Genomic DNA, 24302 nt, shown 5'->3' with positions numbered 1-24302 from the left:
GATCTCAAGATACTCTATATCAAGAGACTTCACGTCGACACAACCATTACACTGATCGTCATGGAGGACGAGGTCGATCGGCTGGTCGCTGCGTGGCGCCGGGAGCGCCCGGACCTCGACGTGGAACCACTGGAAGTGCTCAGCCGGGTGAGCAGACTGGCCCGGCATCTGGACCGTGCCCGCCGCCTGGCGTTCTCCGAGCACAGCCTGGAGCCCTGGGAGTTCGACGTCCTGACCGCGCTCAGGCGCGCGGGATCCCCGTATCAGCTCTCGCCCGGCCAACTGCTCACCCAGACACTCGTCACCTCGGGCACGATGACGAACCGCATCGACCGGCTGACGAAGAAGGGCCTGGTGGAGCGCCTCCCCGACCCGAGCGACCGCAGGGGAGTGCTCGTACGCCTGACGGACGAGGGCCGCGACCGCGCCGACCAGGCACTGGCGGGCCTCCTCGAACAGGAGCGCGCGATCCTGGCGGAGCTCAGCAGGGCACAACGCGCCGAACTGGCGGGCCTGCTACGCCAGTTGACCGCCCCGTTCGACAACATCCCCGGTTAGGTCGACGGGTCCCACCCCGGCACGGCGGGCAAGCGCCACGGCGGCGAGAGTCGAGTGCACGCCCAACTTCCCGAGCACGTTCTGCATATGCGTACGGACGGTGTGCGGCGACAGGAACAACCGCTCGGCGACGGCCTTCCTGCCCAGCCCGGCGACCATGCACCGCAGCACTTCCCGCTCCCGGGGCGTGAGCGACTCGACGAGCCGCTCGCTCTCGGTGCGGTGCTTGCGCGCGGCGGTCAACTCGCGCAGCACGCCGGTGAGAAGGGCGGGCGGAAGGTGGGTCTCGTCCCGCAACACGCCGCGTATGACGGTGAGCAGCCGCGACAGCGAACAGTCCTTGGCCACCCAGCCGGAGGCACCCGCCTGCAAGGCGAGCGCGGCCCTGCGCGGGTCGTCCTTCTCGGCCAGCACGACGGTCCGTACGCTCGGCTGGCCGGAACGGACACCGGCGACGAGCGAGATCCCGTCCACCAGCCCGTCCTCATTGCTCTCCTGGACGGGCACGGCCGCCGGACGCATGCCGGGCAGACTGCCGCCCAGGTCCGCGTCGACGAGCAGCACATCGAACCGGCGGCCTTCCGCCGCCGCGCGCTCCAGGCAGCGCAGCGCGGCGGGACCGCTGCCCGCTGCGGACACGTCGACGTCGGGCTCGGCCGCGAGGGCGGCAGCGAGCGACTCGGCGAAGATGCGATGGTCGTCGACGACCAGTACTCGGATGCGAACCACTCTGAAACCCCCACTGTCGGGGGACGGTCGGTGCGGGTACGGCGCCCGAAGTGATCCCGAGCCCGCTGACGACTCGGAAAGCAGGGTGCCACAGCCGCACGGCCGCCGCCGTGCTGGAACTGCTACCCCCACTTCGGGCGTCGTACCCGACTGTCTCGCCCCCTGATCAGCACCGGCCCCCACCGGCGCTGTTCATCAGGGTAAGGCCGGGGGCCGGGAGCGGAAGGTAATTTGCAGAACTGGTTGGCCAGCGCGTTTATGGTGAGCCGTATGTTTCGTATTGAGACAGGAGACGACAGAGAACGGCGCGATCTGCTCCGCCGGCGCCTGCGCGACACCAACACCGCGGCGTCTCCGGTCCTCCGCGCCCTGCGCGGAACCCCGGATGAACGCGAACTTCCGCTCCATGTCTGGGCCTTGGACTCCACCGGCGCCCTCGTCGGCGGCCTCGTCGGCCACACCTGGACGACGTGGCTCCATGTGACCTACCTGTGGGTCGACGGCATCCACCGAGGCTCGGGCCTCGGCTCCCGTCTCCTGGCCGAGGCCGAGCGCATGGCCACCGCCGAACGCGGCTGCCGCAATGCGCGCCTGGAAACCTGGGACTTCCAGGCCCCCGATTTCTACAAGAAGCGGGGGTACGAAGTGGTGTGCGTGATTCCCGATTACCCGCCGGGGATCACGGAGTACACGCTGACGAAGCGTTTGGGCTGAGCAACGGGGTTCTCGCCCCCTCCGCCCCTGCCCATCCCGTCCCTGGGGGCTGCGCCCCCAGACCCCCCTAAAAGATTGCGCAGTTCCCCGCGCCCCTGAAAAGGGGCCCGGGGAACTGCGCGTGCGGCGAAAAACCCTCAGGCCAGACGGCGGGCTCCCGCTGACGGTACCGCCGGGAACACCCGGGGAGCCGTGAAGCCCGCCGCGGCGAAGGCCTCCTCCACCGCCTTGGTGACCGTGTCGGCGTCCGCGGACTCGACCAGGACGATCGCCGAGCCGCCGAAGCCGCCGCCGGTCATCCGGGCGCCGAGGGCACCGGAGGAGGTGGCGGTGTCGATGACCAGGTCCAACTCCGGGCAGGAGATCCGCAGGTCGTCCCGCAGCGACGCGTGGCCGTCGGTGAGGACGGGGCCGATGGCCCGCACATCGCCCGCGTCCAGCAGCGCGACGACCCGCTCCACGCGCTGGTCGTCGGAGACGACATGGCGGACGTAGCGGCGTACGCGCTCGTCGGAGAGGCGGGCCAGCGCCGCGTCCAACTCCTCGTACGCGACGTCACGGAGATGGGAGACGCCCAGCTGCCGCGCCCCCTCCTCGCACCCCTCCCGCCGCTCCGCGTACGCCCCGTCGCCCAGCGCGTGCTTCACACGGGTGTCCACGACCAGGAGCTCCAGGCCGTGGGCGGGCAGGTCGAACGGGATCTGACGGATCGACAGGTCACGGCAGTCGAGGTGCAGGGCGTGCCCCTCGTCGCAGCACGCGGACGCCGTCTGGTCCATCACGCCGCATGGGACGCCGACGAAGTCGTTCTCGGCGCGCTGGGCGAGCTTCGCCAGCTCCGGGCGCGCCAAGCCCAGTTCGAAGAGGTCGTTGAGCGCCAGGGCGGTGACCACCTCCAGTGCCGCCGACGACGACAGGCCCGCACCGGTCGGCACCGTCGAAGCCAGGTGGATGTCCGCGCCGGTGATCGCGTGCCCCGCCTCGCGCAGGACCCAGACGACGCCCGCCGGGTACGCGGCCCAGCTGGTGTTCGTCCGTGGTTCCAGCGCGTCCACGTGCAGCTCGACGATCGGCCCCTCGATGTCCGCCGAATGGATGCGCAGGACGCCGTCCAAGCGGCGCGACACCGCCGCCACCGCGGTGTGCGGCAGGGCGAGCGGCATCACGAACCCCTCGTTGAAGTCCGTGTACTCGCCGATCAGGTTGACCCGGCCCGGTGCGGCCCAGACGCCCTCGGGAGCCGTCCCGTACAGCTCCTCGAAGCCCTCACGTACCCCCACTTGCTATCCCTTCGCTACGTTCTGTGCGAACTCCCACGCGTCCGCGACGATCCCCGCGAGATCCGCGCGGGACGGGTTCCAGCCGAGCCGCTCCCGGGCCGTGGCCGCCGAAGCCACCAGCACCGCCGGGTCACCGCCGCGGCGCGGGGCCACGGCCTCGGGGATCGGGTGCCCGGTCACCTGTCGCACCGTCTCGATGACCTCGCGGACGGAGAACCCGTTGCCGTTGCCGAGGTTGCAGATCAGGTGTTCGGCCGGAGTGGCCGCCTTCAGCGCCAGCAGGTGGGCTTCCGCCAGGTCCGCGACGTGGATGTAGTCACGGATGCAGGTGCCGTCCGGCGTCGGGTAATCGTCGCCGTAGATCGAGATCGCGTCGCGGCGGCCCTGCGCGACCTGGAGGACCAGGGGGATCAGATGCGACTCGGGGTCGTGGCGCTCTCCGCACGCCCCGTACGCGCCGGCCACGTTGAAGTAGCGCAGCGACACCGCGCCCAGTCCGTGCGCCGCCGCCTCGCCGGTGATCATGTGGTCGACGGCGAGCTTCGAGGCGCCGTAGGGGTTGGTGGGCCTGGTGGGCGCCGACTCGACGATCGGGGTCGTCTCCGGTTCGCCGTACGTCGCCGCCGTGGAGGAGAAGACCAGCTTGCGGACGCCCGCCTCGCGCATCGCGGCGAGCAGCGCCATCGTGCCGCCGACGTTGTTGTCCCAGTACTTCTCGGGCTTCACGACCGATTCGCCGACCTGCGAGAACGCGGCGAAGTGGAGCACGGCGTCGAACGAGGAGTCCAGCCACTTGGCCGCGTCCCGGATGTCGCCTTCCACGAACGAAGCACCCGCCGGTACGCCCTCTCGGAAGCCCGTAGAGAGGTTGTCCAGTACGACGACCTCGTGGCCCGCCTCGATCAGGTGCTGCGCGACCACGCTGCCCACATAGCCCGCGCCACCGGTGACCAGGTACTTCCCACTCATGAACTCGCTACCTCTCGCAGTCGCTGGGCCGCGGTCTCCGGCGGCACGTCGTTGATGAACACGCTCATGCCGGACTCGGAACCCGCGAGGAACTTCAGCTTGCCGGAAGTACGTCGAATGGTGAAAAGCTCAAGGTGAAGCGCGAAGTCGTCGCGGTTGACGCCCTCGAACTCCTCCAGTGCGCCGAAGGGTGCCTGGTGCCAGGCGGCGATGTACGGCGTCGGAGGCTCGCCCGCCCCTTCCTTCCCTCCACCCGGCCCATCGAAGATCCGGTCGAAGCGCCTCAAGAGTTCCAGATAGACCTGGGGGAACTCTGTGCGCGCGCCCTCGTCGAGGCCGAGCAGATCGGGCACGCGGCGCCGCGGGTAGAGGTGGACCTCGTACGGCCAGTGCGCCGCGTACGGCACGAAGGCCACCCAGTGGTCACTCGACAGGACGACCCGGGAGCCGTCCGCGATCTCGCGGGCGACGACCTCGTCGAAGAGGTTCTCCCCGCCGGTCGCCTCCTTGTGAGCTGCCAGTGAACGCAGCATCAGCGCGGTGCGCGGGGTGGTGAAGGGATAGCCGTAGATCTGTCCGTGCGGGTGGCCGAGGGTCACGCCGATCTCGGGGCCGCGGTTCTCGAAGCAGAAGACCTGTTCGACGGAGGGGAGGTGGGACAGCTCGGCGGTCCGGTCCGTCCACGCTTCCAGCACGAGTCGCGCCTGATCCTCCGTGAGGTCGGCGAAGGACGCGTCGTGGTCGGAGGTGAAGCAGACGACCTCGCAGCGGCCGGAGTCGCCGGCCAGGGAGGGGAATCGGTTCTCGAAGACCACGACGTCGTACGAGGAGTCGGGGATCTCGCTCAGCCGGTCGCCGGAGGAGGGGCACAGGGGGCATTCGTTCGCCGGCGGGTGGTACGTACGGCCCTGGCGGTGCGAGGCGATCGCGACCGAATCGCCGAGCAGCGGGTCGCGGCGTACCTCCGAAGTGGTGACGGTCGGATCGAGCGGGCGCCGGTCCACCGCGTCGCGCACAACGTCGTCGCGTGAGTCGTAGTAGATGAGCTCACGACCGTCGGCGAGCCGGGTCGAGGTCTTCTTCACAGTCGGACTCCCCATCCGCACCCATTCAAACCATCAAACAGAACCGAACACAACAAACCACGAATCACCACCTGCGTCAACATCACAATCAAACAAAGGACACCATCAGAAGTGTTCATTTCTTGAACATGGAGGCGTAGGTTCCGCTCTTGATCAGTTCGCGCAACGAAGCGAGACGAAGCGAGTTCTTATGCAGTCCCCCACACAATCCCGCACATTCCTCGCCGAACCAGGCATCCACCTCGCCGCCGGACTCCGGCTCCCCACCAATGGCCTCGACTACGCGATCCTGGCGATCTACTTCGTCGCCGTGCTCGGCATCGGTTTCGCCGCCCGCCGCTCGGTGAAGACGAGCCTCGACTTCTTCCTCTCAGGGCGCTCACTGCCCGCGTGGGTCACCGGACTCGCGTTCATCTCCGCCAACCTGGGCGCCACCGAGATCCTCGGCATGGCCGCCAACAGTGCCCAGTACGGCGTCTACACCGTGCACTGGTACTGGATCGGCGCCATCCCCGCCATGGTCTTCCTCGGCCTGGTGATGATGCCCTTCTACTACGGCTCCAAGGTCCGCTCGGTCCCCGAGTTCCTGCTGCTGCGCTTCGACAAATGGGCGCACCTGCTGAGTTCGATCCTGTTCGCCTGCGCCGCCATCCTGATCGCCGGCGTCAATCTCTACTCGCTCGCGATCGTCGTCGAGGCGCTGCTCGGCTGGCCGCAGTGGGTGGCGATCGTGGTGGCCGGACTCTTCGTCCTGGCGTACATCACGCTCGGCGGCCTGTCCTCCGCCATCTACAACGAAGTCCTGCAGTTCTTCGTCATCCTCGCCGCGCTGATCCCGATCGCCGCGCTCGGCCTGAAGCGGGTGGGCGGCTGGGACGGCCTGACGAACTCCCTCGACAAGACCCACGGCGCCGACTTCACGACCGCCTGGGGCGGCACGGGCATCGGCCACGACAACCCACTGGGTGCCAACTGGCTGACCATCGTGCTCGGCCTGGGCTTCGTCCTGTCCTTCGGCTACTGGACGACGAACTTCGCCGAGGTCCAGCGCGCGCTGTCGGCCAAGAACCTCTCCGCGGCCCAGCGCACCCCGCTGATCGCCGCGTACCCGAAGATCTTCATCGTCTTCCTGGTGATGATCCCGGGCCTGGTGGCGGCCGTCCTGGTCCCGAAGATCGGCACGAGCGGCTCGGACCTGCAGTACAACGACGCGATCCCCTATCTGATGCAGGAGCTGTTGCCGAACGGCGTTCTCGGCATCGCGGTGACGGGGCTCCTCGCGGCCTTCATGGCGGGCATGGCTGCCAACGTCTCGTCCTTCAACACGGTCTTCACGACGGACATCTGGGCGAAGTACGTGGTCAGGGGACGGGAGGACACCTACTACGTCCGCTTCGGCCGTCTGATCACGGTGATCGGAGTGCTGGCCTCGATGGGCACGGCGTTCCTGGCGTCGTCCTTCTCGAACATCATGAGCTACCTGCAGGCACTGTTCTCCTTCTTCAACGTGCCGATGTTCGTGGTCTTCATCATCGGCATGTTCTGGAAGCGCGCGTCGGTGAAGTCGGGCTTCTGGGGCCTGCTGGCCGGCACGACCGCGGCGATGATCAATTACTTCGTCATCTACAAGCAGGGCGTCATCGGCATCCCCTCCGACCAGGGCGCCAACTTCGTCTCGGCGATCGCGGGCTTCGTGGCCGGTGCGGTGGTGATGGTGGCGGTCTCGTTCTTCACCGCCCCCAAGCCGGAGGAGGACCTCCAGGGCCTCGTCTACGGGACCCGCTCCCCCGGCATGGCCGAGCCGCCCGCCGCCGGCGACGACGCCTGGTACCGCAAGCCGGCCCTGCTGGGCTGGGGCGCGTTGATCCTGGCGGCCGCCTGCTACATCCCGTTCTCGTTCTGATCTCGTTGCGACGAGGGAGGCTTAAGAAACCATGTCCGACCATTACTCGGATCGCGACGTCCAGCGCGAGGTCACCGAGCTGGAGCAGAAGTCCGCGACCGCGACCCGCCTCTTCGACATCCGCCTCATGATCGGCGGCCTGTTCGTGATCTACGGCGTCATCGTCACGATCGCCGGCATCACCGTCTCCGACGCCAACCTCGCCAAGGCCGGTGGCGTCAACATCAACCTCTGGACGGGGCTCGGCATGCTGGCCCTGGGCGTGTTCTTCCTGCTGTGGCTGTGGCTGCGGCCACTGGCGCCGCCACTGCCGCCGATCTCCGAGGACGAAGGGGCGTCGCAGTAACGTCCGCGTACGGGGCCGGCGTTCTCGCAGGGGATTCCGGCCCCGTACGGCTGTGCGGGCTGCTCGGAGCCTCGACCGGGCCGCCCGGTCGCCCCCTGTCTGATCTGCGCGGAGAATGAGAAGAGCGGGAGCGTGGGCGCCGCTCGCCAGGCAGCCCGCGGCCACGGCGTCGGCAAGGGTGGTGGTGACCTGCCGACGAGGTGGCGACGATGCCGACGTGGCGACTGAGGGACTTCCGCGACGACGATCTCGACCGCGCGATCCAGATCTGGGACCAGGACCGGCAGACCCACGATTCGCCTCCCGTGTTCCCCGTCTCCGAGGTCATGGCCACGGCCCGGACCGGCGGGCCCGCGGTGGTCGCGGTGGTCGGTGACGATCTGGTGGGCATGGCGGTGGCGCAGGCCCAGGGCGACCGGGCCTGGATCACGCTGGTGGCGCTCGCGGGGAACTGGCGCAGCCGTGGGATCGGGAGCGCCCTGATCGCCGAGCTCGAGCGGCGCCTGCGCACCCAGGGGATACGCCGGATCGGCGCGCTACTGGCTCCGGGGGCCACCGGAACCGCGGCCCTGGAGAACTCCGGCTACCGGACCCGCGACAGGCTGATCTTCTACGAGAAGGTCGAGCATCTCGGTGCGAGCGACGCCGGTCTCCTCGCGGAGCTCGGCGGCCGTGTCCAGCCCAAGGGACTCTGGGGCTCCCTCGCGGGGATGGAGCGGGAGAAGGAAGCCATCGAGCGGCGGATCGTGCTGCCGCTGGCCGAGCCCGCGCTGGCCGACCGATACGGGGTCAGGCCGCCGAAGGCGGTCATCCTCTTCGGCCCGCCGGGCACCGGCAAGACCAGCTTCGCGAAGGCCGTCTCCTCCCGGCTGGAGTGGCCGTTCGTGGAGCTCTTCCCCTCCCGGCTCGCCGCGGGAGCCGGGAGCCTGGCCACCTCGCTGCGGGAGACGTTCACCGATCTGGCCGGCCTGGAGACCGTTGTCCTGTTCATCGACGAAGTCGAGGAAATCGCCGGCGTCAGGTCCGGCGTGGCCGTCGACCCCGGCCACGGCGTCACCAACGAACTGCTCAAGCTGATCCCCGGATTCCGTGACCACGACGACCGTCTGCTGATCTGCGCCACCAACTCCGTCCGCTCCCTGGATCCGGCGTTCCTGCGACCGGGCCGGTTCGACTACGTCATCCCGGTCGGTCCCCCCGATCCGGTCGCCCGGGAAGCGATCTGGCGGCGCTACTTGGGCCCCGCCGCCGACGGGGTCGAGCTGCACCGGCTGGTGGAGGCCAGCGAGATGTTCACCCCCGCCGACATCGAGTTCGCCGCCCGCAAGGGTTCCCAAGCCGCCTTCGAACGCGAAGTCACCGGCCGCGAGGGCGCACCGGCCGGCACCGAGGACTACCTCGCCGCCATCGCCGACACCCGTCCCTCCCTCACCGCCCAGGCGCTCACCGAGTTCGGAGAAGACATCGAGCACCACGTGCGCATGTGATGCCCGATTCTCCCCGGCGCTCGACCGCCTCGGTCGAGCACGGATTCTCCCGGGCGGCTCGACCGCCTCGGTCGAGCCGCCCAGGAGCACGCCGACGAAAACCCGCCCGCCGTCTGCTTCGCCGGTTTCGACCGACCTCGATTTCGCCGGTTTCGACCGACCTCAATAAGGATCAGAGCCCGGGGCATCCTCCGTACCCCCGGACGACGCCGGCACCGGCCCCGCCCGTTCCAGCAACCCCGTCCGCGCCGCCAGCGCCGCCGCCTCCAACCGCGACCCCACCCCCAGCTTCATCAGCACCCGCTGGACATGGGTCCGGGCCGTCGACGGAGCGATCCCCATCCCGGCGGCGATGAGGCGCGTGTCCTCGCCGTCCGCCACCCGGACCAGGACCTCGACCTCTCTCGGGGTGAGCATCTGGAGCAGGCGTTGGCCCTCGTCGTCCGGCTGCGCGGCGGGGTTGAGGAGTTCGCTGAAGGCGCCCTGCAACAGCTGCGGGGCGACCGCCGCCTCGCCCGCCCTCGCCTTCATGATCGCGCGCTCGACGCCCTCTATGCGTTCGTCATGACGTACGTAGCCCGAGGCGCCGGCGGCGAAGGCTGCCGCGATGCCGCGCGGGTTCGGTACCGGGCCGAGGACAAGGACCGCCACCTGCGGGCGCTCCCGTTTGATCTTCACCACCGGGTCGAAGATCCCCGGCTCGGCCGGTGTCGCCGTGCCGATCAGGCACACCTCGGGTGCCCGTGTGATCACCAACTCCGCCGCTCCCGCGGCGGGCGCCGCCGCGGCGAGCACCCGGTGCCCCCGCAGCTTCAAGGCCGAGGCCAACGCCTCGGCGAGCAGTCGGTGGTCGTCGACCACCATGAGCCGCACTCCCATCAGGCAACCCCCCAGTCCCCCCAAGCATCCCCACTGGTTCCCCGTGGATTAGGAGCCCCCCGGCTCTCCATCCCCCGGAAGCTACACGCTTGTTCGACGTTGCGCTTCCCCTACTGGAGAGAAGTGCCCCGGAATATCAAAATCCCTCCCTTTCGGGAGTGATGAGGGGTACGCGAACGACCCCGCCCCTGAGCAGGGATCCTGCACCAGGGGCGGGGTCGTTCACAACGGCGCGTTCACCTGCTGAGCGCCGAAGGCGAGCGTGCGCGATCACCGCGTGCCGAAGGCGATCGCCAGGTACTCCTTGTCGTCCGAGGCCGACGGCTTGTGGGCGTAGACCGCGGACATGTACAGGTGACCGTCCTTGTAGAGGATCTCGGCGTACTCCGGGAGCATGCTGGTCTCCGCGTCGCGGACCGCCTCGGTCGCCGGGTTCTCCAGGAGCTTGGTCTCCTTGAACGAGGTGCCGTCGATGGTGACGATCTGCCCGCCCTTGTCGTACGGCGGACGCTTGTAGGCCAGAATGTTGCCGCCATCCATACGCAGCGGGGTGATGGTGTAGCCGTCACCCGCGTCCGCGCGCTGGCCGGTCTGCTTTCCGGTGGCCAGGTCGAAGGCGACGATCTCGTTGGTCTGGCTGTACTCGCCGGTGCCGTCGTGCTCCTCGGTCGGGATGTAGAGCTTGTCGTTGCCGACGGCGAGCGAGGAGCAGTACTCGATCCTGGTGATCCCGTCGCACCGGGCGGCGTACGTCTTGCCGGGCGCCGAGATCTTCGTACGCAGCTTGCCGGTCTTGTTGTCGATGGAGAAGAAGTCCGAGATGCCGCTGCCGTCGCCGGCGGAGTCGCCGACGTCTGCGGCGACGACCAGCGGGTTGGTCGACACGACGCTCGCGTACTCGATGCCGGGCGACATCTTGTACTCCGAGAGCACCTTCCCGGACTTCGGGTCGATGGTCTGGATGTGCAGCTGCCGGGTGCTGCCGTACTCACCGCACTTGCGGACCGCGACCAGCTTGTCGCCACCGCCGTATCCGGAGTCGTAGCAGCTGTCCGTCGGCTTCGGCGCCCACAGTTGCTTGCCGCTGGAGATGTCGAACGCGGCGCCGCCGCTGGTGCTGCCCGCGGCGACCGTGTTCGCGCTCACGGTGACGTTGTCGAGGCTGACCAGTTGGTCACCGGACTTGACCGTCTTGGTCCACAGCTTCTTGCCGATGTCGAGGTCGAGGGCCGCGAGCTGGCTGCAGCCGTGCGAGGGCTCCGCCTTGGTCGGCATGGCGGGCTCGTAGATGATCGCCGTCCGGTTGAACTCGGTGCTGTGGCGGCTGGCCTGGCACACCGGGCCGGGGAGCTTGATCGTCCAGAGCTTGGCGCCCGAGTCGGGGTCGTAGCCGTTGATCTCGGCATTGCCGCTCTTGGCGTACACCTTGTCGGTGAGCCAGGAGCCGACGGTGGTCACGCTGCTGTCGTCCTTCACGGCGGGCGCGGGCACCTGGAACAGCACCTTGGAGGTGGTGTTGGACGGCACCTTCTCCTTGCCGTTGGAACCGCTGGTCTTGCCGCCGTCCTTGCCGTCCTTGCCGCCGGTGCCACCGCTCGTACCGGACGAGTTGTTCTTGCCGTCGTCCTTGCCGGAGGAGTTGGCGTACCAGACCCCGCCGCCGATGATCAGCGCTACGGCCACCACCGCCGCCACGATGATGACCAGCTGACTGTTGAACTTCCGCCCGCCGCCCTGGGCAGACTGCGGCTGCATCGGCATGGTCTGCTGCGGGGGGTAGCCGTAGGGCGTCTGCTGCGCGCCGTACTGCGGCTGCTGACCCGGGTAGCCGTAGCCGGGCTGGGCCGGGGGCGGCGGCGTCTGCGGGTAGCCGTACGGCTGCTGCGGCGGCGCGGGCGGGGGCGGCTGCGGAGCCGGGGGCGTCTGCGGGTAGCCGTAGCCGGGGCCCTGCGCGGGCGGCGGGGGCGTCGGGGCGCCGAACCCGCCCGGAGGCGTGTCCTGCGGGGCGCCGAACCCGCCGGGCGGCGGGTCCTGGGGCGCGCCGAAGCCGCCCTGCGGGGGCTGGTTCGGCGGTGGCGGGGGCGGCTGACTCATGACGTGTGTACCTCGGAATACGAAGGGATGGCGGGTCTGGACGAAAGGAGGACGAGGGTCACTTGCCGTAGGCCAGCATCAACTTCTCCTTCGACTCGTCATTGCCCGTCAGCCGGGTGGTGGAGATGTAGAAGCGCCCGTCGACGTAGTCGACCGCCTTCGAGAAGAAGCTGTTCTCGACGTCCGCGGTGCCCTGCGGCATCTGCAGCAGTTTCGTGGTCTTGTGGCTGCCGCCGGTCGTCGGGATCGACACGATCTGACCACCGCCGTCGTACGACGGCTCGACGTACGCGACGAGATTCGTGCCGTCCATCCGCATCGGCAGCATCGTCTCGTCCGCCGGGGACTTGACGCGCCACTTCTCCTTGCCGGTCTCCAGGCTGAACGCGACGATCTCGTTGGCGCCGCTCTTCGCCTCGGTCGGCAGATAAAGGGTGTTGGCGTCCGCGGCGGTGCCGAAGCAGCCGGCCAGGTCGCGGTTGAGGACGGCGTAGCCGCACTCGGGCGCGAAGGCGTCCTTGCTCTCCAGCTGCGAGCGGAGGTCACCGTTGTTCTTCAGCGTGGTGACGTTCACCCGCTTCTTGTCGTCGTTGGTCATGTAGAGAACGACCGGATCGACGGAGTACGCGCGCTCGACCCGCCAGCCCTTGGGGATCTTCGTGGTCCACTTGGCCTTGCCGGTGGCCGGGTCCAGCTCCTGCACCTCGTCGTGCTCGGTGTCGGAGCCGACGCCGCAGGAGGAGACGGCCAGCAGCTTGGGGCCGCCCGCGAACGCGGCCGGGTAGCAGCCCGAGCCGTACTTCCCCTTGTCCCACAGCTTCTTGCCGCTGGCGACATCGAACGCCGTACCGGACATCGAGCGGCCGACCGTCAGTGTGTCGCCGGTGATCGACAGCTCGACGGAGAGCGTGCTGTCGAAGAGGTCGCCGTCGGGGACCTTCCCGCTCCAGCCCTTGGCGCCGGTGTCGAGGTCGATCTCCTGGAGCTGGTTGCACTTGGCGCTGTCGCTGGAGCCGCTCATGTACGCCACGAAGACCTTGTCGTCGGACGTCTTCTGCGGGGTGACCGCGCAGATCTTCTGCGGGAAGGTCAGTGCGTCCCAAGTGGGCTTGCCGTCCCCGACGTTGTAGGCGAAGACCTGCTTGTACGCCGCCTTCACCGCAGCCTTGTCGGTGATCCACAGACCGGGGGCGTCGGCGCCGGAACCGGGCGCGTCGGGTGCCTGCTTGTACCAGAGCACCTTCGCCTCACCGGCCTGGCGGCCCGCGTTGAGGTCCTCGGGGTCCTCCCCGCCGTCGCCGCTGCCGTCACCGGGGTTGACCGGGTCGTCGGAGGCGGAGGCCTTGGAGGTCGGGCTCTTGTCGGCGACCGGCTTCTTGCCGCCGTCACCGCTGCTGCTGAAGGCCCAGACGGTGCCGCCGACGACGAGCAGCGCGGCCACCGCGGCGCCTATGATCACCGCGGGCCTGCCCTTGAAGGGGTTCTTGGAGCCGCCGCCGGGGGGCGGGGTGCCGGGCGCACCCGGGTACTGCGCCTGGGGCGGGTATCCGTAACCGGGCTGCTGCGGCTGGCCGTAGGGGCCGGGCGGGCCGTACGGCCCCGGCTGCTGGGGCTGTGCGTACGGGCCCGGCTGGGCGTAGGGGCCGGGCTGCTGCGGGTATCCGTAACCGGGCTGCGGAGGGCCGGCGGGCGGAGCCTGCGGGGGCGCGGGGGCCTGGGGCGACTGCGCCGGCGGAGGGGGCGTGCCCTGGGGCGTGTTGGCGGGGGACGCGCCGAAGCCGCCCTGCGACCGCGGGTCCTGGGGCGCGCCGAAGCCACCCGCCGGCGGCTGGTCCTGTGGTGCTCCGAAGCCGCCCTGCGGCGGCTGACTGGGCGGCTGACTCATCAGCGCTTCCCCCTCTTCACTGATGTGGCGCCCCACCGGTGGCGCTGGACTCGCGCCGCTCCCGGTGGTTCTCAGACTGTTCTCAGACGGCTCTTTCTATCACTGTGGCGCCCATGAACAGGGGGCCGGTCCTTCCCCTGTTCCCAAGGGAGGACCGGCCCGTGATGCCGTCGTTACGCGCCTTCACGCGCCCTTCACGCGGGGCCCACGTCGGCGCTCGCGCGGGCCCATGTCACGGTTCGCACGGCGCACTTGACGCATACGCGCCCTCCAGCGCGACCTGTCAGGCGTCCTCCGCCAGCTCCAGCCAGCGCAGCTCCAGGTCCTCGCGCTCCCCGGCCAACTCGCGCAACTCCGCGTCGAGTTTGGCGACCCGCTCGAAGTCGGTCGCGTTGTCGGCGATTTGGGCGTGCAGCTTGGTCTCCTTCTCGGAGATCTTGTCCAGCTGCCGCTCGATCTTCTGCAGCTCCTTCTTCGCCGCGCGGGTGTCGGCGGCGGAAGCGGACTTGCCGGCCGCCGGCGCGGAGGCGAGCACGGCGGCGGCCGCGACCTCCTCCATCTTCCTGCGTCGCTCCAGGTACTCGTCGATCCCGCGCGGCAGCATCCGCAGCGTGCCGTCGCCGAGCAGCGCGAAGACGTTGTCCGTGGTCCGCTCGATGAAGAACCGGTCGTGGGAGATCACGACCATCGACCCGGGCCACCCGTCGAGCAGGTCCTCCAGCTGCGTCAGGGTCTCGATGTCGAGGTCGTTGGTGGGCTCGTCGAGGAAGAGGACGTTGGGCTCGTCCATGAGGAGCCGCAGGAGCTGCAGCCGTCGACGCTCACCACCGGAGAGGTCCCCGACCGGCGTCCACTGCTTCTCCTTGTTGAAGCCGAAGGTCTCGCAGAGCTGCCCCGCGGTCAGCTCGCGGCCCTTGCCGAGGTCGACCCGGTCGCGGACGGCCTGGACGGCCTGCAACACGCGCCAGTTCGGGTCGAGTTCGGCGACTTCCTGCGAGAGGTAGGCGAGCTTGACGGTCTTGCCGGTGACAATCCGCCCGGCGGCGGGCTGCTTCTCCCCCTCGCTGCGGGCGGCCTCGGCCAGGGCCCGCAGGAGCGAGGTCTTGCCGGCGCCGTTCACGCCGACCAGGCCGACGCGGTCGCCGGGGCCGAGGTGCCAGGTCAGGTGCTTGAGCAGCACCTTCGGGCCCGCCTGGACGGTCACGTCCTCCAGGTCGAAGACGGTCCTGCCGAGCCGCGAGCTGGCGAACTTCATCAGCTCGCTCTTGTCCCGGGGCGGCGGCACGTCCGCGATCAGCTCGTTGGCGGCCTCTACACGAAAGCGCGGCTTGGAGGTGCGGGCGGGCGCCCCTCGCCGCAGCCAGGCCAGCTCCTTGCGCACGAGGTTCTGCCGCTTGACCTCCTCGGTGGCGGCGATGCGCTCGCGCTCGGCGCGCGCGAAGACGTAGTCGGAGTAGCCGCCCTCGTACTCGTACACCGCGCCCTTCTGCACGTCCCACATGCGGGTGCAGACCTGGTCCAGGAACCACCGGTCGTGGGTGACGCAGACGAGGGCCGAGCGCCGCTCGCGCAGATGCTGCGCGAGCCAGGCGATGCCTTCCACGTCCAGGTGGTTGGTGGGCTCGTCGAGGATGATCAGGTCCTGCTCATCGATGAGCAGCTTGGCGAGGGCGATGCGGCGGCGCTCGCCGCCGGAGAGGGGGCCGATGACGGTGTCCAGTCCCTGCGGGAAGCCGGGCAGGTCCAGCCCCCCGAACAGCCCGGTCAGTACGTCCCTGATCTTGGCGTTGCCCGCCCACTCGTGGTCGGCCAGGTCGCGGATGACCTCGTGGCGGACGGTGGCCGTGGGGTCGAGGGAGTCGTGCTGTGTCAGCACTCCGGTGTGCAGGCCGCCGGAGTGCGTGACACGGCCGGTGTCGGCCTCCTCCAGCTTGGCGAGCATCCGGATGAGGGTGGTCTTGCCGTCGCCGTTCCGGCCGACCACGCCGATACGGTCGCCCTCGCTGACGCCGAGGGAGACCCCGTCGAGCAGTGCACGGGTGCCGTACACCTTGCTGACGGACTCGACATTGACCAGGTTGACGGCCATTTCTCTCCTGCCAAGGGGGACGATCGACCCTCAAGGGTAGTCCGCGCGGTACGGAGGCCGAGCCGTGAGGCTTTTCGCCCCCTCCGCCCCTATCCGTCCCGCACGGGGGGGCCGCCGCCCCCGGACCCCTGCCAAAAGATCGCGCAGTTCCCGGCGGCCTTCAGCAGGGTCTGGGCCCCGTCCGGTGTCAGGACAGGCGCTGGCGTGGGATCAGGGCCGATGCCGGGGCCAGGGGGCGGCCCTGGCCGGTGCCCTCGGCGGCCGCGCGGTCGTCGACCGGCATGTCATCACGCAGGAGGGCCCATCTCTGTATATCTATGCAGCTCAGGCGTGTTTCTGCTGTGCGCCGTCACGGCCTTCCCGGGCTTCGCCGTGCTGATCGCGACGCCGGGCCGACCGCTCGGTCACGCCGCTGCGTGCGTCAGAGCACGGTCGCGCCCGGCGCCGGGCTCTCGGTGACCCGTACGGAGCGGCAGGTGCCCGAGGCGAGCAGGGCATCGGCGACCGTCTTCGCGGACTCGGCACCCGGCGCGAGGAAAGCCGTGGTCGGGCCCGAGCCGGAGACCAGCGCGGCGAGGGCGCCGGCCGCGCGGCCCGCGTCGAGGGTGTCGGCGAGGGCCGGGAAGAGGGAGAGCGCGGCGAGCTGGAGGTCGTTGGAGACCGCGGCCGCGAGAGCGTCGGCATCCCCCTTCCGCAACGCGTCGAACAGCTCCTGCGAGGCGACGGGTTCAGGGATCCGCACGCCCTCGTTCATCCGGTCGAACTCCCGGAAGACGGCCGGGGTCGACAGCCCCCGCTCGGCCATCGCGAAGACCCAGTGGAAGGTCCCGCCGACCTCCAGCGCCCGCAGCTGCTCGCCCCGGCCGACGCCGAGCGCCGCCCCGCCCACCAGACTGAACGGCACATCGCTGCCCAACTCGGCGCAGATGTCGAGGAGTTCGGCGCGTGAGGCGTTCGTGCCCCACAGCGCGTCACAGGCGAGGAGCGCACCGGCCCCGTCCGCACTGCCGCCCGCCATACCGCCGGCGACGGGGATGTCCTTGGCGATGTGGATGTGCACGGCGGGGTCGAGGCCGTAGCGCCGGGCGAGTTCGAGGGCCGCGCGGGCCGCCAGGTTCGTACGGTCCAGGGGCACCTGCGCGGCGTCCGGACCCGTGCAGGTGATGCGCAGTTCCTCGGCGGGGGTCACGGTCACCTCGTCGTAGAGGCCGACCGCGAGGAAGACATTGGCCAGGTCGTGGAAGCCGTCGGGGCGGACGCCGCCGACCGCGAGCTGGACATTGACCTTGGCGGGGACGCGTACCGTCACGCTCACTTACTGCGACTCCTTGTGCTCGGCGATACGCGCGAACTCCTCGACCGTCAGGGACTCCCCGCGCGCCTGCGGCGAGACACCCGCGGCGACGAGCGCGGCCTCCGCGGCGGGCGCGGATCCGGCCCACCCGGCGAGGGCGGCGCGCAGTGTCTTGCGCCGCTGGGCGAAGGCGGCGTCGACCACGGCGAAGACCTCGCGCTTCGTGGCCGTGGTCTTGATCGGCTCGGTCCGGCGGACGAGCGACACGAGCCCGCTGTCCACGTTGGGCGCCGGCCAGAAGACATTCCGCCCGATGGCGCCGGCCCGCTTGACCTCGGCGTACCAGTTCGCCTTCACGGACGGGACGCCGTACACCTTCGAACCGGGCGCGGCCGCGAGCCGGTCGGCGACCTCGGCCTGCACCATCACGAGCGTGCGCTCGATGGTCGGGAAGGTGTCGAGCATGTGCAGCAGGACGGGTACGGCGACGTTGTACGGGAGGTTGGCGACCAGCGCGGTCGGCGCGGGCCCGGGGAGTTCCTGTACGTGCATCGCGTCGGAGTGCACGAGCGCGAAACGCTCCGCGCGCTCCGGCATGCGGGCCGCCACCGTCGACGGCAGCGCCCCCGCGAGCACGTCGTCGATCTCCACCGCGACGACCCTGTCGGCCACCTCCAGCAGGGCGAGTGTCAGCGAGCCGAGCCCGGGGCCCACCTCCACGACCACGTCATCGGGCCGTACGTCCGCGGTGCGCACGATGCGGCGCACCGTGTTCGCGTCGATCACAAAGTTCTGGCCGCGCTGCTTGGTGGGCCGCACGCCGAGGGCACCCGCGAGTTCGCGGATGTCGGCGGGGCCCAGGAGGGCGTCGGGGGTGGGGCTGGTCACGGAGCAAGGGTACGGGTGTGACGGGCCGGGGGGTGTTTTCGCCCCCTCCACCCTGCCCGTCCCGTCCCTGGGGGCTGCGCCCCAGACCCCCCTGAAAGATTGCGCAGTTCCCCGCGCCCCTGAAAGGGGCGGAGGGGCGAAGGACCCTCGCGGCTTCACCCCCGCAGCCGGCCCCCGCAATGCGGCCAAGGGCTCGCCCCCCGCCGCACATACAACTTCTTCGCACGGAAGGTCTGCTCGGCGACGGAGGCGTCCTGGGGGCGCCCGGAGCCGCCGAGGGAATGCCACGTGCGGGTGTCGAACTGATACAGGCCGCCATATGTGCCGGACGGATCCACGGCCTGCGGCCGCCCACCGGACTCGCACGCCGCGAGACCGGACCAGTTCAGATCGTCGACCCCGTCGAAGGACGTCGGATGGGGCTTCGTACCGACCTTCACCAGCTGCGTCCGCGGCTCGCGCACCACCTCGGAGTCGAGCGGCCGCGGCTTCTCCGCGACGCCGTTGACGGTCCGGAGCGCGTACGTGACGCGCCGCGCCCCCGGCTGACCGGCACGCTCGACGACCTCCGTGCCCCTGAACAACAAAGGATCCTGAGTCCGCCGCACCTCGAACGGAATCGGCTCGTCGCGGACCTCCCTGCCCCCGGTGACCCGCATCACGGTGACCGTCTGCCCGTCGCGCGGGAAGCTCCCGGGCGCGACGGAGGTGGTGTCCTGTCCGTGCAGGGTGATTCCCGCCTCCTCGACGGCCTCGCGGACGCTCGCCGCGTTCGTACGGATCGTCCGCGCCCGCCCGTCCGCCATGATCGTCACCGTGCGCTCGGTACGGACGTCCAGCGCGAGGCCCTGGCGGCCGATCCGCTGGGAACGTGACGTCGACAGGTACGCGCCTTCCGCACGCACCCCGAGCTGTCTGAGCGCCCCGTCCACCGTGTGCGCCGTCGTCCAGACCTTGTGCCGCTGTCCGTCGAGGGTGAGGTGTACCGGGCGCCCGTGACGCACTGCGACCTCGTCGCCGCTGGTGAGCGCCGTGCCGGGCGCGGGCGCGACGACGTCGTGCGTCCCGACATCGACCCCCTCGTCGGCGAGCAGTTCGCCGACGTCGTCCGCGAAGGTGTGCAGGGTGCGCGGCTTCCCGTCGACGCTGAGCTCGATCGCCTTGTCGTTGGCGACGAACGCGGAGGTGCCTCCGGCCAGGAAAGCCACGACCAGCGCCTGCGGGAGCAGTCGCCGCAGAGGGTCGGGGCGCTCGGCGGTGCGCTTGCGCCGCGCCGCGCGCCGGGCCTCGGCTCGACCGCCGGGCGCGGGCGGCGTCCCGTCCGGCTGCCCCTGCCGGGGCAGCCGCGGTTCCGTCGGCGCCTGCGCCTCGACCACCCGGGCCGCCTCGTACGCGGGCCGGTAGGTGTCCGGGTGACCGAGGCCGTCCGACGGCTCGAAATCCCCGCACGACGTTCCCGTCGCACCAGGGAACCCAGCGACACCGACGCTCTCGGCGACAGTGGTGTCACCAGCGGCACCCGTGGGTCCATACGTCTGGTACTGCGAGCTGCTCACGACGACACGCTCCAGAAGTCCGGATCAGGCGACCAGAACCTAGCGGAGCGATCGTCACTCTCCCAAGCAAGGTGACTACGCTGTGTCGCGACACTGCCCTGAGGTGCGCCCCGGAAGTACCCCTGGAACCGTTATCCGTCAGTAATCGAAAGCGCGCGCAGTGTTCGCGGAGATCGAGGTCGCCAGCGCGTCCTCGTCGATGCCCCGTACAGCCGCCATCGCGCGCACCGTGACCGGAATGAGATACGGCGCGTTAGGCCGTCCGCGGTACGGAGCGGGTGTCAGGAAGGGCGCGTCGGTCTCGACGAGGACGAGTTCCAGGGGCGCCACGGCCAGCGCGTCGCGCAACGGCTGGGCGTTCTTGAAGGTCATGTTGCCGGCGAAGGACATGAAATACCCGGCGCGGGCGCAGATCTCGGCCATCGCGGCGTCGCCGGAGTAGCAGTGGAAGACGGTCCGCTCGGGCGCGCCCTCCTCCTTGAGGATGCGCAGCACGTCGGTGTGGGCGTCGCGGTCATGGATGACCAGGGCCTTGCCGTGCCGTTTGGCGATCTCTATGTGCGCGCGGAAGGACCGCTCCTGCGCGGCCTTGCCCTCGGGTCCCGTACGGAAGTAATCGAGTCCGGTCTCGCCCACGCCCTTGACCTGGGGAAGGGCGGCGAGCCGGTCGATCTCCGCGAGCGCCTCGTCCAGCGCGGCGTCTCCGCCCGGCTGTCGCGCGCCCTGCCGGGACCAGCCGTCGGGGTCGCCGTGCACGATCCGGGGCGCTTCGTTGGGGTGCAGCGCGACGGTCGCGTGCACGGCGTCGTACCCGGCTGCCGTCTGCGCCGCCCAGCGCGAGCCGTTCACGTCGCAGCCGACCTGCACGACGGTCGTCACGCCGACCGAGGCGGCCTTGGCGAGGCCCTCCTCGACCGTGCCGGACTGCATGTCGAGGTGGGTGTGCGAGTCGGCGACCGGCACCCGGAGGGGGTCCGGCAGCGGTGGGGCTTCAGCGTGGGAAGGCATGCCCCGATCCTACGAAGGGGGCATGCCCGACCTCACCTCGCGGGGAGCCGGGAGGCCATTCCACCGGGCCGCCGGGACGGCCGACGCGCGGATCGACCCGCCGTCCGGCGGATCAGCCCGCCTTGCGGTGGTGGAAGGGGTGCAGGAGATCGGAGAGATGCCAGTGGTGGGACTCATGGGGCTCGCGGGGCTCCTCGGCCGCCGTCTCGGGCGACTCCGCCCGGGACTCGGGCTGCCGTGCCGACACCGTCCGCTGCTGAGAGTTCCGCGCCGAGGACACCTGTCCCGGACGCATGATGCGCACCACATGGCTGTCGCAGTTCTGGCAGGTGGGCCGGCTCAGCGGCGACGGCACGACCCCGCCGTCGGCCACATACATGACGAACTCGTTGCCCTCGGCGTCGAGGTGGTGCTCTATCTCGTACGACTGCTCCCAGCCGTGCCCGCAGCGCATGCAGGCGAAGGAATACGACTCGTTGACAACGGCGGTCGCCGCACCGCGGTGGCCGGTCTGCCCTGCGATCTCACTCATGCCAGCTCCTGCTGTCCGCTGGACAAGCGCCCCCGCGTACGGGGGCGAGGGACGGGTACGTCCCTTCAACCAGTGGACGCTTCTCCCGGCGCGAACGCATCAGGTCTGTCGACTATTGGAGTCGTTTTGGGCGTTCCTTGTCGGAAGGCGCTCGCCGCCCGGTCTGAGCTTTGCCTTTCCCCACCGTCCTTTGCCCTTCTATGGGGCGCTTCGCGCTGCATTCTTTGCCGCGACGACCGCATCGAAGACATCGCGCTTGGGAATTCCCGCCTCCGCGGCGACGGCCGCGATCGCCTCCTTGCGCCGCTCCCCCGCCTCCTCGCGCACCTGCACCCTGCGCACCAGCTCGGCGGCGTCCAGTTCCTCGGCGCCCTTCGCGGCGGCGCCCTCGACGACGACGGTGATCTCACCGCGTACGCCCTCGGCGGCCCAGGCGGCCAGTTCGCCCAGCGGGCCACGCTTGACCTCCTCGTACGTCTTCGTCAGCTCGCGACAGACGGCGGCGCGCCGCTCCGTCCCGAAGACCTCGGCCATCGCGGCAAGGGTGTCGTCGAGCCGGTGGGGCGCCTCGAAGTAGACGAGGGTGCGCCGCTCGTCGGCGACCTCGCGCAGCCGCGACAGGCGCTCGCCCGCCTTCCTGGGCAGGAATCCCTCGAAGCAGAAGCGGTCGACGGGCAGCCCGGACAGCGCGAGCGCGGTGAGCACGGCGGACGGGCCGGGTACGGCGGTGACCTTGATGTCCTTCTCGACGGCGGCCGCGACCAGCCGGTACCCGGGGTCGGAGACGGACGGCATCCCCGCGTCGGTCACCAGCAGCACCCGCGCCCCGCCGGCCAGCGCCTCGACGAGCTCCGGCGTACGGGCCGCCTCGTTGCCCTCGAAGTACGACACGACGCGCCCGGCGGGCTGCACGCCGAGGGCCTGGGTGAGCCGCCGCAGCCGCCGGGTGTCCTCGGCGGCGACGACGTCGGCCCCGGCCAGTTCGGCGGCCAGCCGTGGCGGCGCGTCCGAGATGTCGCCGATGGGAGTGCCTGCCAACACAAGGGTTCCTGTCACGGTTCCATCCTCGCAGGGCCCAGGCACGGGACTCCCACAGACGTGTTCCCTACGATGGCGCGGTGACCAGTACCGCGTCCTCCACGGACACCCGGCAGGGCCAGGCCGCCCAAGAGCAGCGGCCGTCGTGGCAGCAGCGGCTGCGCCGCTTCGGATACACGGCGCCGCCCAGAAGCGATGTCCGCGACCGGCTCGTGCCCCCATATGCCGAGCCCAGCCCGCGCATCTGGGCCACGATCGGGCTGCGCCACGAGGTCGCCGAGCGCATCACGCGCTGGTCGGGCTGGGGCGGCCCGCTCCTGGTGACGCTGCTCGCCGGGCTGCTGCGGTTCTGGAACCTGGGCAGCCCGAAGGCGGTGATATTCGACGAGACGTACTACGCGAAGGACGCCTGGGCGCTCATCCACCGCGGATACGAGGTCAACTGGGCGAAGGACGCCAACGACCTGATCCTGCAGGGCAACGGCCATGTGCGGATCCCGACCGACGCCGCCTATGTGGTGCACCCGCCGGTCGGCAAGTACGTCATCGGGCTCGGCGAGTGGATGTTCGGGTTCAACCCGTTCGGCTGGCGGTTCATGACGGCGCTGCTCGGCACGCTCTCGGTGCTGCTGCTGTGCCGGATCGGGCGCCGGCTGTTCCGCTCGACGTTCCTCGGCTGCCTCGCGGGCGCGCTGATGGCGGTCGACGGCCTGCACTTCGTGATGAGCCGTACCTCGCTGCTCGACGGCGTGCTGATGTTCTTCGTGCTGGCGGCCTTCGGCTGCCTGGTCGTCGACCGCGACAAGGCGCGGGCGAGGCTGGCGGCGGCGCTGCCCGCCGACGCCGACGGAGTCGTCCGTCCCGACGCGCACATCGCCGAGACGACCCGCCTCGGCTGGCGACCCTGGCGCTGGGGGGCCGGTCTGCTGCTGGGCCTGGCCATCGGCACCAAGTGGAACGGCCTCTACATCCTCGCCGCGTTCTGTGTGATGGCGGTCCTGTGGGACGCGGCCTCGCGCCGGGTCGCGGGCGCCCGCCGCCCGTACCTGGCGGCTCTCAAGCACGACACGGGCATCACGTTCCTGGCGACGGTACCGGTCGCCCTGGCCGTGTATCTCCTCTCCTGGATCGGCTGGATCCTCTCCCCCGACAACGGCAAGGGCGGCTACTTCCGCAACTGGGCGGTGACGGACGGCAAGGGCGGCAGCTTCGCCTTCCTCCCCGACTGGCTGCGCAGCCTGTGGCATTACGAGCACGAGGTGTACGAGTTCCACGTCGGCCTCTCGTCCCCGCACACCTACCAGTCGAACCCGTGGAGCTGGATCGTCCTGGGCCGCCCGGTCTCGTACTTCTACGAGTCCCCGCTGCCCGGCAAGGACGGCTGCCCCACCGACGCGGGCGACAAGTGCGCCCGTGAGGTGCTGGCGCTCGGCACCCCCCTCCTGTGGTGGGCGGCCTGCTTCGCGATCGCCTATGTGCTCTGGCGCTGGGCGTTCCGCCGCGACTGGCGCGCGGGCGCCATCGCCTGCGGCATCGCGGCCGGATACCTCCCCTGGTTCATGTACCAGGAGCGCACGATCTTCTTCTTCTACGCCGTCGTCTTCGTCCCGTTCCTGTGCCTGGCCGTCGCGATGATGATCGGCGCGATCCTCGGACCACCCGGCGCGGGCGAACGCCGCCGCGTCATCGGCGCGGCGGGCGCGGGCGTCCTGGTCCTGCTGATCGCGTGGAACTTCATCTACTTCTGGCCCCTGTACACGGGCACCGCGATCCCGATCGACCAGTGGCGGTCGCGGATGTGGCTGGACACGTGGGTCTAGCCGGGCAGACGTAGCGAGGGGGGGGGGGGGGGGGGGGGGGCGCCCCCGCGGGGGGGGGGGGGGGGGGGGGGGGGGGGGGGGGGGGGGGTGTGGCCGCGGGGGGGGGGGGGGGAGCTGGGGGTGTATCGACGGGCGGGGGGGCCGCCCG

20 protein-coding genes are annotated in these 24302 nt (G+C 70.3%); 6 read left to right on the top strand and 14 right to left on the bottom strand.

The window, feature by feature from the left end; all coding sequences use genetic code 11:
• Positions 1–60: 60 nt before the first annotated feature.
• A complete protein-coding gene (gene tamR, locus ACIBK0_RS30245) occupies positions 61–558 on the top strand; it encodes a MarR family transcriptional regulator TamR (protein WP_399086907.1) in 498 nt (165 codons plus the stop codon).
• Here the strand turns inward: tamR and ACIBK0_RS30240 are convergent.
• Positions 517–1287 (bottom strand): response regulator transcription factor, encoded by a 771-nt coding sequence (locus ACIBK0_RS30240; RefSeq protein WP_189186445.1) that lies wholly within the window; start codon positions 1285–1287, stop codon positions 517–519. The two genes, tamR and ACIBK0_RS30240, sit on opposite strands and share 42 nt — an antisense overlap.
• Positions 1288–1545: 258 nt before the next feature.
• On the opposite strand from ACIBK0_RS30240, the gene ACIBK0_RS30235 reads away from it, so the two are divergent.
• Positions 1546–2001, top strand: a complete 456-nt coding sequence (locus tag ACIBK0_RS30235; protein WP_399087182.1) for a GNAT family N-acetyltransferase — start codon at positions 1546–1548, stop codon at positions 1999–2001.
• Positions 2002–2138: 137 nt separating this feature from the next.
• Here the strand turns inward: ACIBK0_RS30235 and galK are convergent, their stop codons facing one another.
• From galK to galT, 3 genes are read right to left on the bottom strand one after another with little or no spacing between them, the layout of a single operon-like run.
• Entirely contained in the window at positions 2139–3281 is a 1143-nt protein-coding gene (gene galK, locus ACIBK0_RS30230) for a galactokinase (RefSeq protein ID WP_399086905.1), read from the bottom strand.
• Between the two features lie 3 nt (positions 3282–3284).
• Complete coding sequence (gene galE, locus ACIBK0_RS30225; protein WP_189186443.1) at positions 3285–4250, bottom strand: UDP-glucose 4-epimerase GalE; 966 nt, start codon at positions 4248–4250, stop codon at positions 3285–3287.
• On the bottom strand, positions 4247–5335 hold the full coding sequence (gene galT / locus ACIBK0_RS30220) for a galactose-1-phosphate uridylyltransferase (protein WP_399086903.1): 1089 nt from the start codon (positions 5333–5335) through the stop codon (positions 4247–4249). The genes galE and galT overlap by 4 nt, the downstream gene beginning before the upstream one ends.
• 190 nt (positions 5336–5525) lie before the next feature.
• On the opposite strand from galT, the gene ACIBK0_RS30215 reads away from it, so the two are divergent.
• From ACIBK0_RS30215 to ACIBK0_RS30205, 3 genes are all read left to right on the top strand, one after another.
• Entirely contained in the window at positions 5526–7238 is a 1713-nt protein-coding gene (locus ACIBK0_RS30215) for a sodium:solute symporter family protein (protein WP_399086901.1), read from the top strand.
• A gap of 31 nt (positions 7239–7269) precedes the next feature.
• Positions 7270–7584, top strand: coding sequence for a hypothetical protein (locus ACIBK0_RS30210; protein ID WP_399086899.1), 315 nt, complete (start codon positions 7270–7272; stop codon positions 7582–7584).
• Positions 7585–7793: 209 nt separating this feature from the next.
• Positions 7794–9071, top strand: a complete 1278-nt coding sequence (locus ACIBK0_RS30205; RefSeq protein WP_399086897.1) for an ATP-binding protein — start codon at positions 7794–7796, stop codon at positions 9069–9071.
• Between the two features lie 162 nt (positions 9072–9233).
• Here ACIBK0_RS30205 and ACIBK0_RS30200 read toward each other — a convergent pair whose 3' ends face one another.
• From ACIBK0_RS30200 to rsmI, 10 genes are all read right to left on the bottom strand, one after another.
• The gene (locus tag ACIBK0_RS30200) at positions 9234–9950 is read right to left on the bottom strand and encodes a LuxR C-terminal-related transcriptional regulator (protein ID WP_399086895.1); all 717 of its coding nucleotides are present in this window, start codon (positions 9948–9950) and stop codon (positions 9234–9236) included.
• 270 nt (positions 9951–10220) lie between these two features.
• Entirely contained in the window at positions 10221–12044 is a 1824-nt protein-coding gene (locus tag ACIBK0_RS30195; RefSeq protein ID WP_399086893.1) for a PQQ-binding-like beta-propeller repeat protein, read from the bottom strand.
• A 58-nt stretch (positions 12045–12102) separates the two neighbouring features.
• Positions 12103–13929 (bottom strand): PQQ-binding-like beta-propeller repeat protein, encoded by a 1827-nt coding sequence (locus ACIBK0_RS30190; protein ID WP_399086890.1) that lies wholly within the window; start codon positions 13927–13929, stop codon positions 12103–12105.
• A gap of 283 nt (positions 13930–14212) precedes the next feature.
• Positions 14213–16018 carry an ABC-F family ATP-binding cassette domain-containing protein gene (locus tag ACIBK0_RS30185; protein ID WP_399086887.1) on the bottom strand — a complete coding sequence of 602 codons (1806 nt, stop codon included), beginning with the start codon at positions 16016–16018 and terminating at the stop codon, positions 14213–14215.
• A gap of 421 nt (positions 16019–16439) precedes the next feature.
• The gene (locus tag ACIBK0_RS30180; protein ID WP_399086884.1) at positions 16440–17333 is read right to left on the bottom strand and encodes a 4-(cytidine 5'-diphospho)-2-C-methyl-D-erythritol kinase; all 894 of its coding nucleotides are present in this window, start codon (positions 17331–17333) and stop codon (positions 16440–16442) included.
• Entirely contained in the window at positions 17334–18200 is an 867-nt protein-coding gene (gene rsmA, locus ACIBK0_RS30175) for a 16S rRNA (adenine(1518)-N(6)/adenine(1519)-N(6))-dimethyltransferase RsmA (RefSeq protein ID WP_399086881.1), read from the bottom strand.
• A 155-nt stretch (positions 18201–18355) separates the two neighbouring features.
• A complete protein-coding gene (locus ACIBK0_RS30170) occupies positions 18356–19756 on the bottom strand; it encodes a ubiquitin-like domain-containing protein (protein WP_399086878.1) in 1401 nt (466 codons plus the stop codon).
• A 138-nt stretch (positions 19757–19894) separates the two neighbouring features.
• A complete protein-coding gene (locus ACIBK0_RS30165; protein WP_399086875.1) occupies positions 19895–20764 on the bottom strand; it encodes a TatD family hydrolase in 870 nt (289 codons plus the stop codon).
• 112 nt (positions 20765–20876) lie between these two features.
• The gene (locus ACIBK0_RS30160; RefSeq protein WP_399086872.1) at positions 20877–21296 is read right to left on the bottom strand and encodes a hypothetical protein; all 420 of its coding nucleotides are present in this window, start codon (positions 21294–21296) and stop codon (positions 20877–20879) included.
• 198 nt (positions 21297–21494) lie between these two features.
• Positions 21495–22352: a 16S rRNA (cytidine(1402)-2'-O)-methyltransferase gene (gene rsmI, locus ACIBK0_RS30155; protein WP_399086869.1), complete on the bottom strand. Its 858-nt coding sequence runs from the start codon at positions 22350–22352 to the stop codon at positions 21495–21497.
• Between the two features lie 62 nt (positions 22353–22414).
• Between rsmI and ACIBK0_RS30150 the strand changes: the two genes are divergently transcribed.
• On the top strand, positions 22415–24154 hold the full coding sequence (locus tag ACIBK0_RS30150) for a dolichyl-phosphate-mannose--protein mannosyltransferase (protein ID WP_399086866.1): 1740 nt from the start codon (positions 22415–22417) through the stop codon (positions 24152–24154).
• The last annotated feature ends 148 nt before the right edge of the window (positions 24155–24302 follow it).

Origin of the sequence: Streptomyces sp. NPDC050564 (genome assembly GCF_044457265.1) — a bacterium.
Lineage (GTDB): Bacteria > Actinomycetota > Actinomycetes > Streptomycetales > Streptomycetaceae > Streptomyces.
This window is presented reverse-complemented; position numbering and strand designations above follow the sequence as displayed.

What these genes read in the sequence shown, in the direction of transcription:
- ACIBK0_RS30195 (WP_399086893.1), bottom strand. Translation starts at nt 12,044, where the DNA reads ATGAGTCAGCCGCCCCCGCCACCGCCGAACCAGCCCCCGCAGGGCGGC.
- ACIBK0_RS30215 (WP_399086901.1), top strand. Translation starts at nt 5,526, where the DNA reads ATGCAGTCCCCCACACAATCCCGCACATTCCTCGCCGAACCAGGCATC.
- ACIBK0_RS30185 (WP_399086887.1), bottom strand. Translation starts at nt 16,018, where the DNA reads ATGGCCGTCAACCTGGTCAATGTCGAGTCCGTCAGCAAGGTGTACGGC.
- ACIBK0_RS30200 (WP_399086895.1), bottom strand. Translation starts at nt 9,950, where the DNA reads ATGGGAGTGCGGCTCATGGTGGTCGACGACCACCGACTGCTCGCCGAG.
- ACIBK0_RS30190 (WP_399086890.1), bottom strand. Translation starts at nt 13,929, where the DNA reads ATGAGTCAGCCGCCCAGTCAGCCGCCGCAGGGCGGCTTCGGAGCACCA.
- ACIBK0_RS30160 (WP_399086872.1), bottom strand. Translation starts at nt 21,296, where the DNA reads ATGAGTGAGATCGCAGGGCAGACCGGCCACCGCGGTGCGGCGACCGCC.
- ACIBK0_RS30235 (WP_399087182.1), top strand. Translation starts at nt 1,546, where the DNA reads ATGGTGAGCCGTATGTTTCGTATTGAGACAGGAGACGACAGAGAACGG.
- ACIBK0_RS30165 (WP_399086875.1), bottom strand. Translation starts at nt 20,764, where the DNA reads ATGCCTTCCCACGCTGAAGCCCCACCGCTGCCGGACCCCCTCCGGGTG.
- ACIBK0_RS30210 (WP_399086899.1), top strand. Translation starts at nt 7,270, where the DNA reads ATGTCCGACCATTACTCGGATCGCGACGTCCAGCGCGAGGTCACCGAG.
- tamR (WP_399086907.1), top strand. Translation starts at nt 61, where the DNA reads ATGGAGGACGAGGTCGATCGGCTGGTCGCTGCGTGGCGCCGGGAGCGC.
- galE (WP_189186443.1), bottom strand. Translation starts at nt 4,250, where the DNA reads ATGAGTGGGAAGTACCTGGTCACCGGTGGCGCGGGCTATGTGGGCAGC.
- ACIBK0_RS30205 (WP_399086897.1), top strand. Translation starts at nt 7,794, where the DNA reads ATGCCGACGTGGCGACTGAGGGACTTCCGCGACGACGATCTCGACCGC.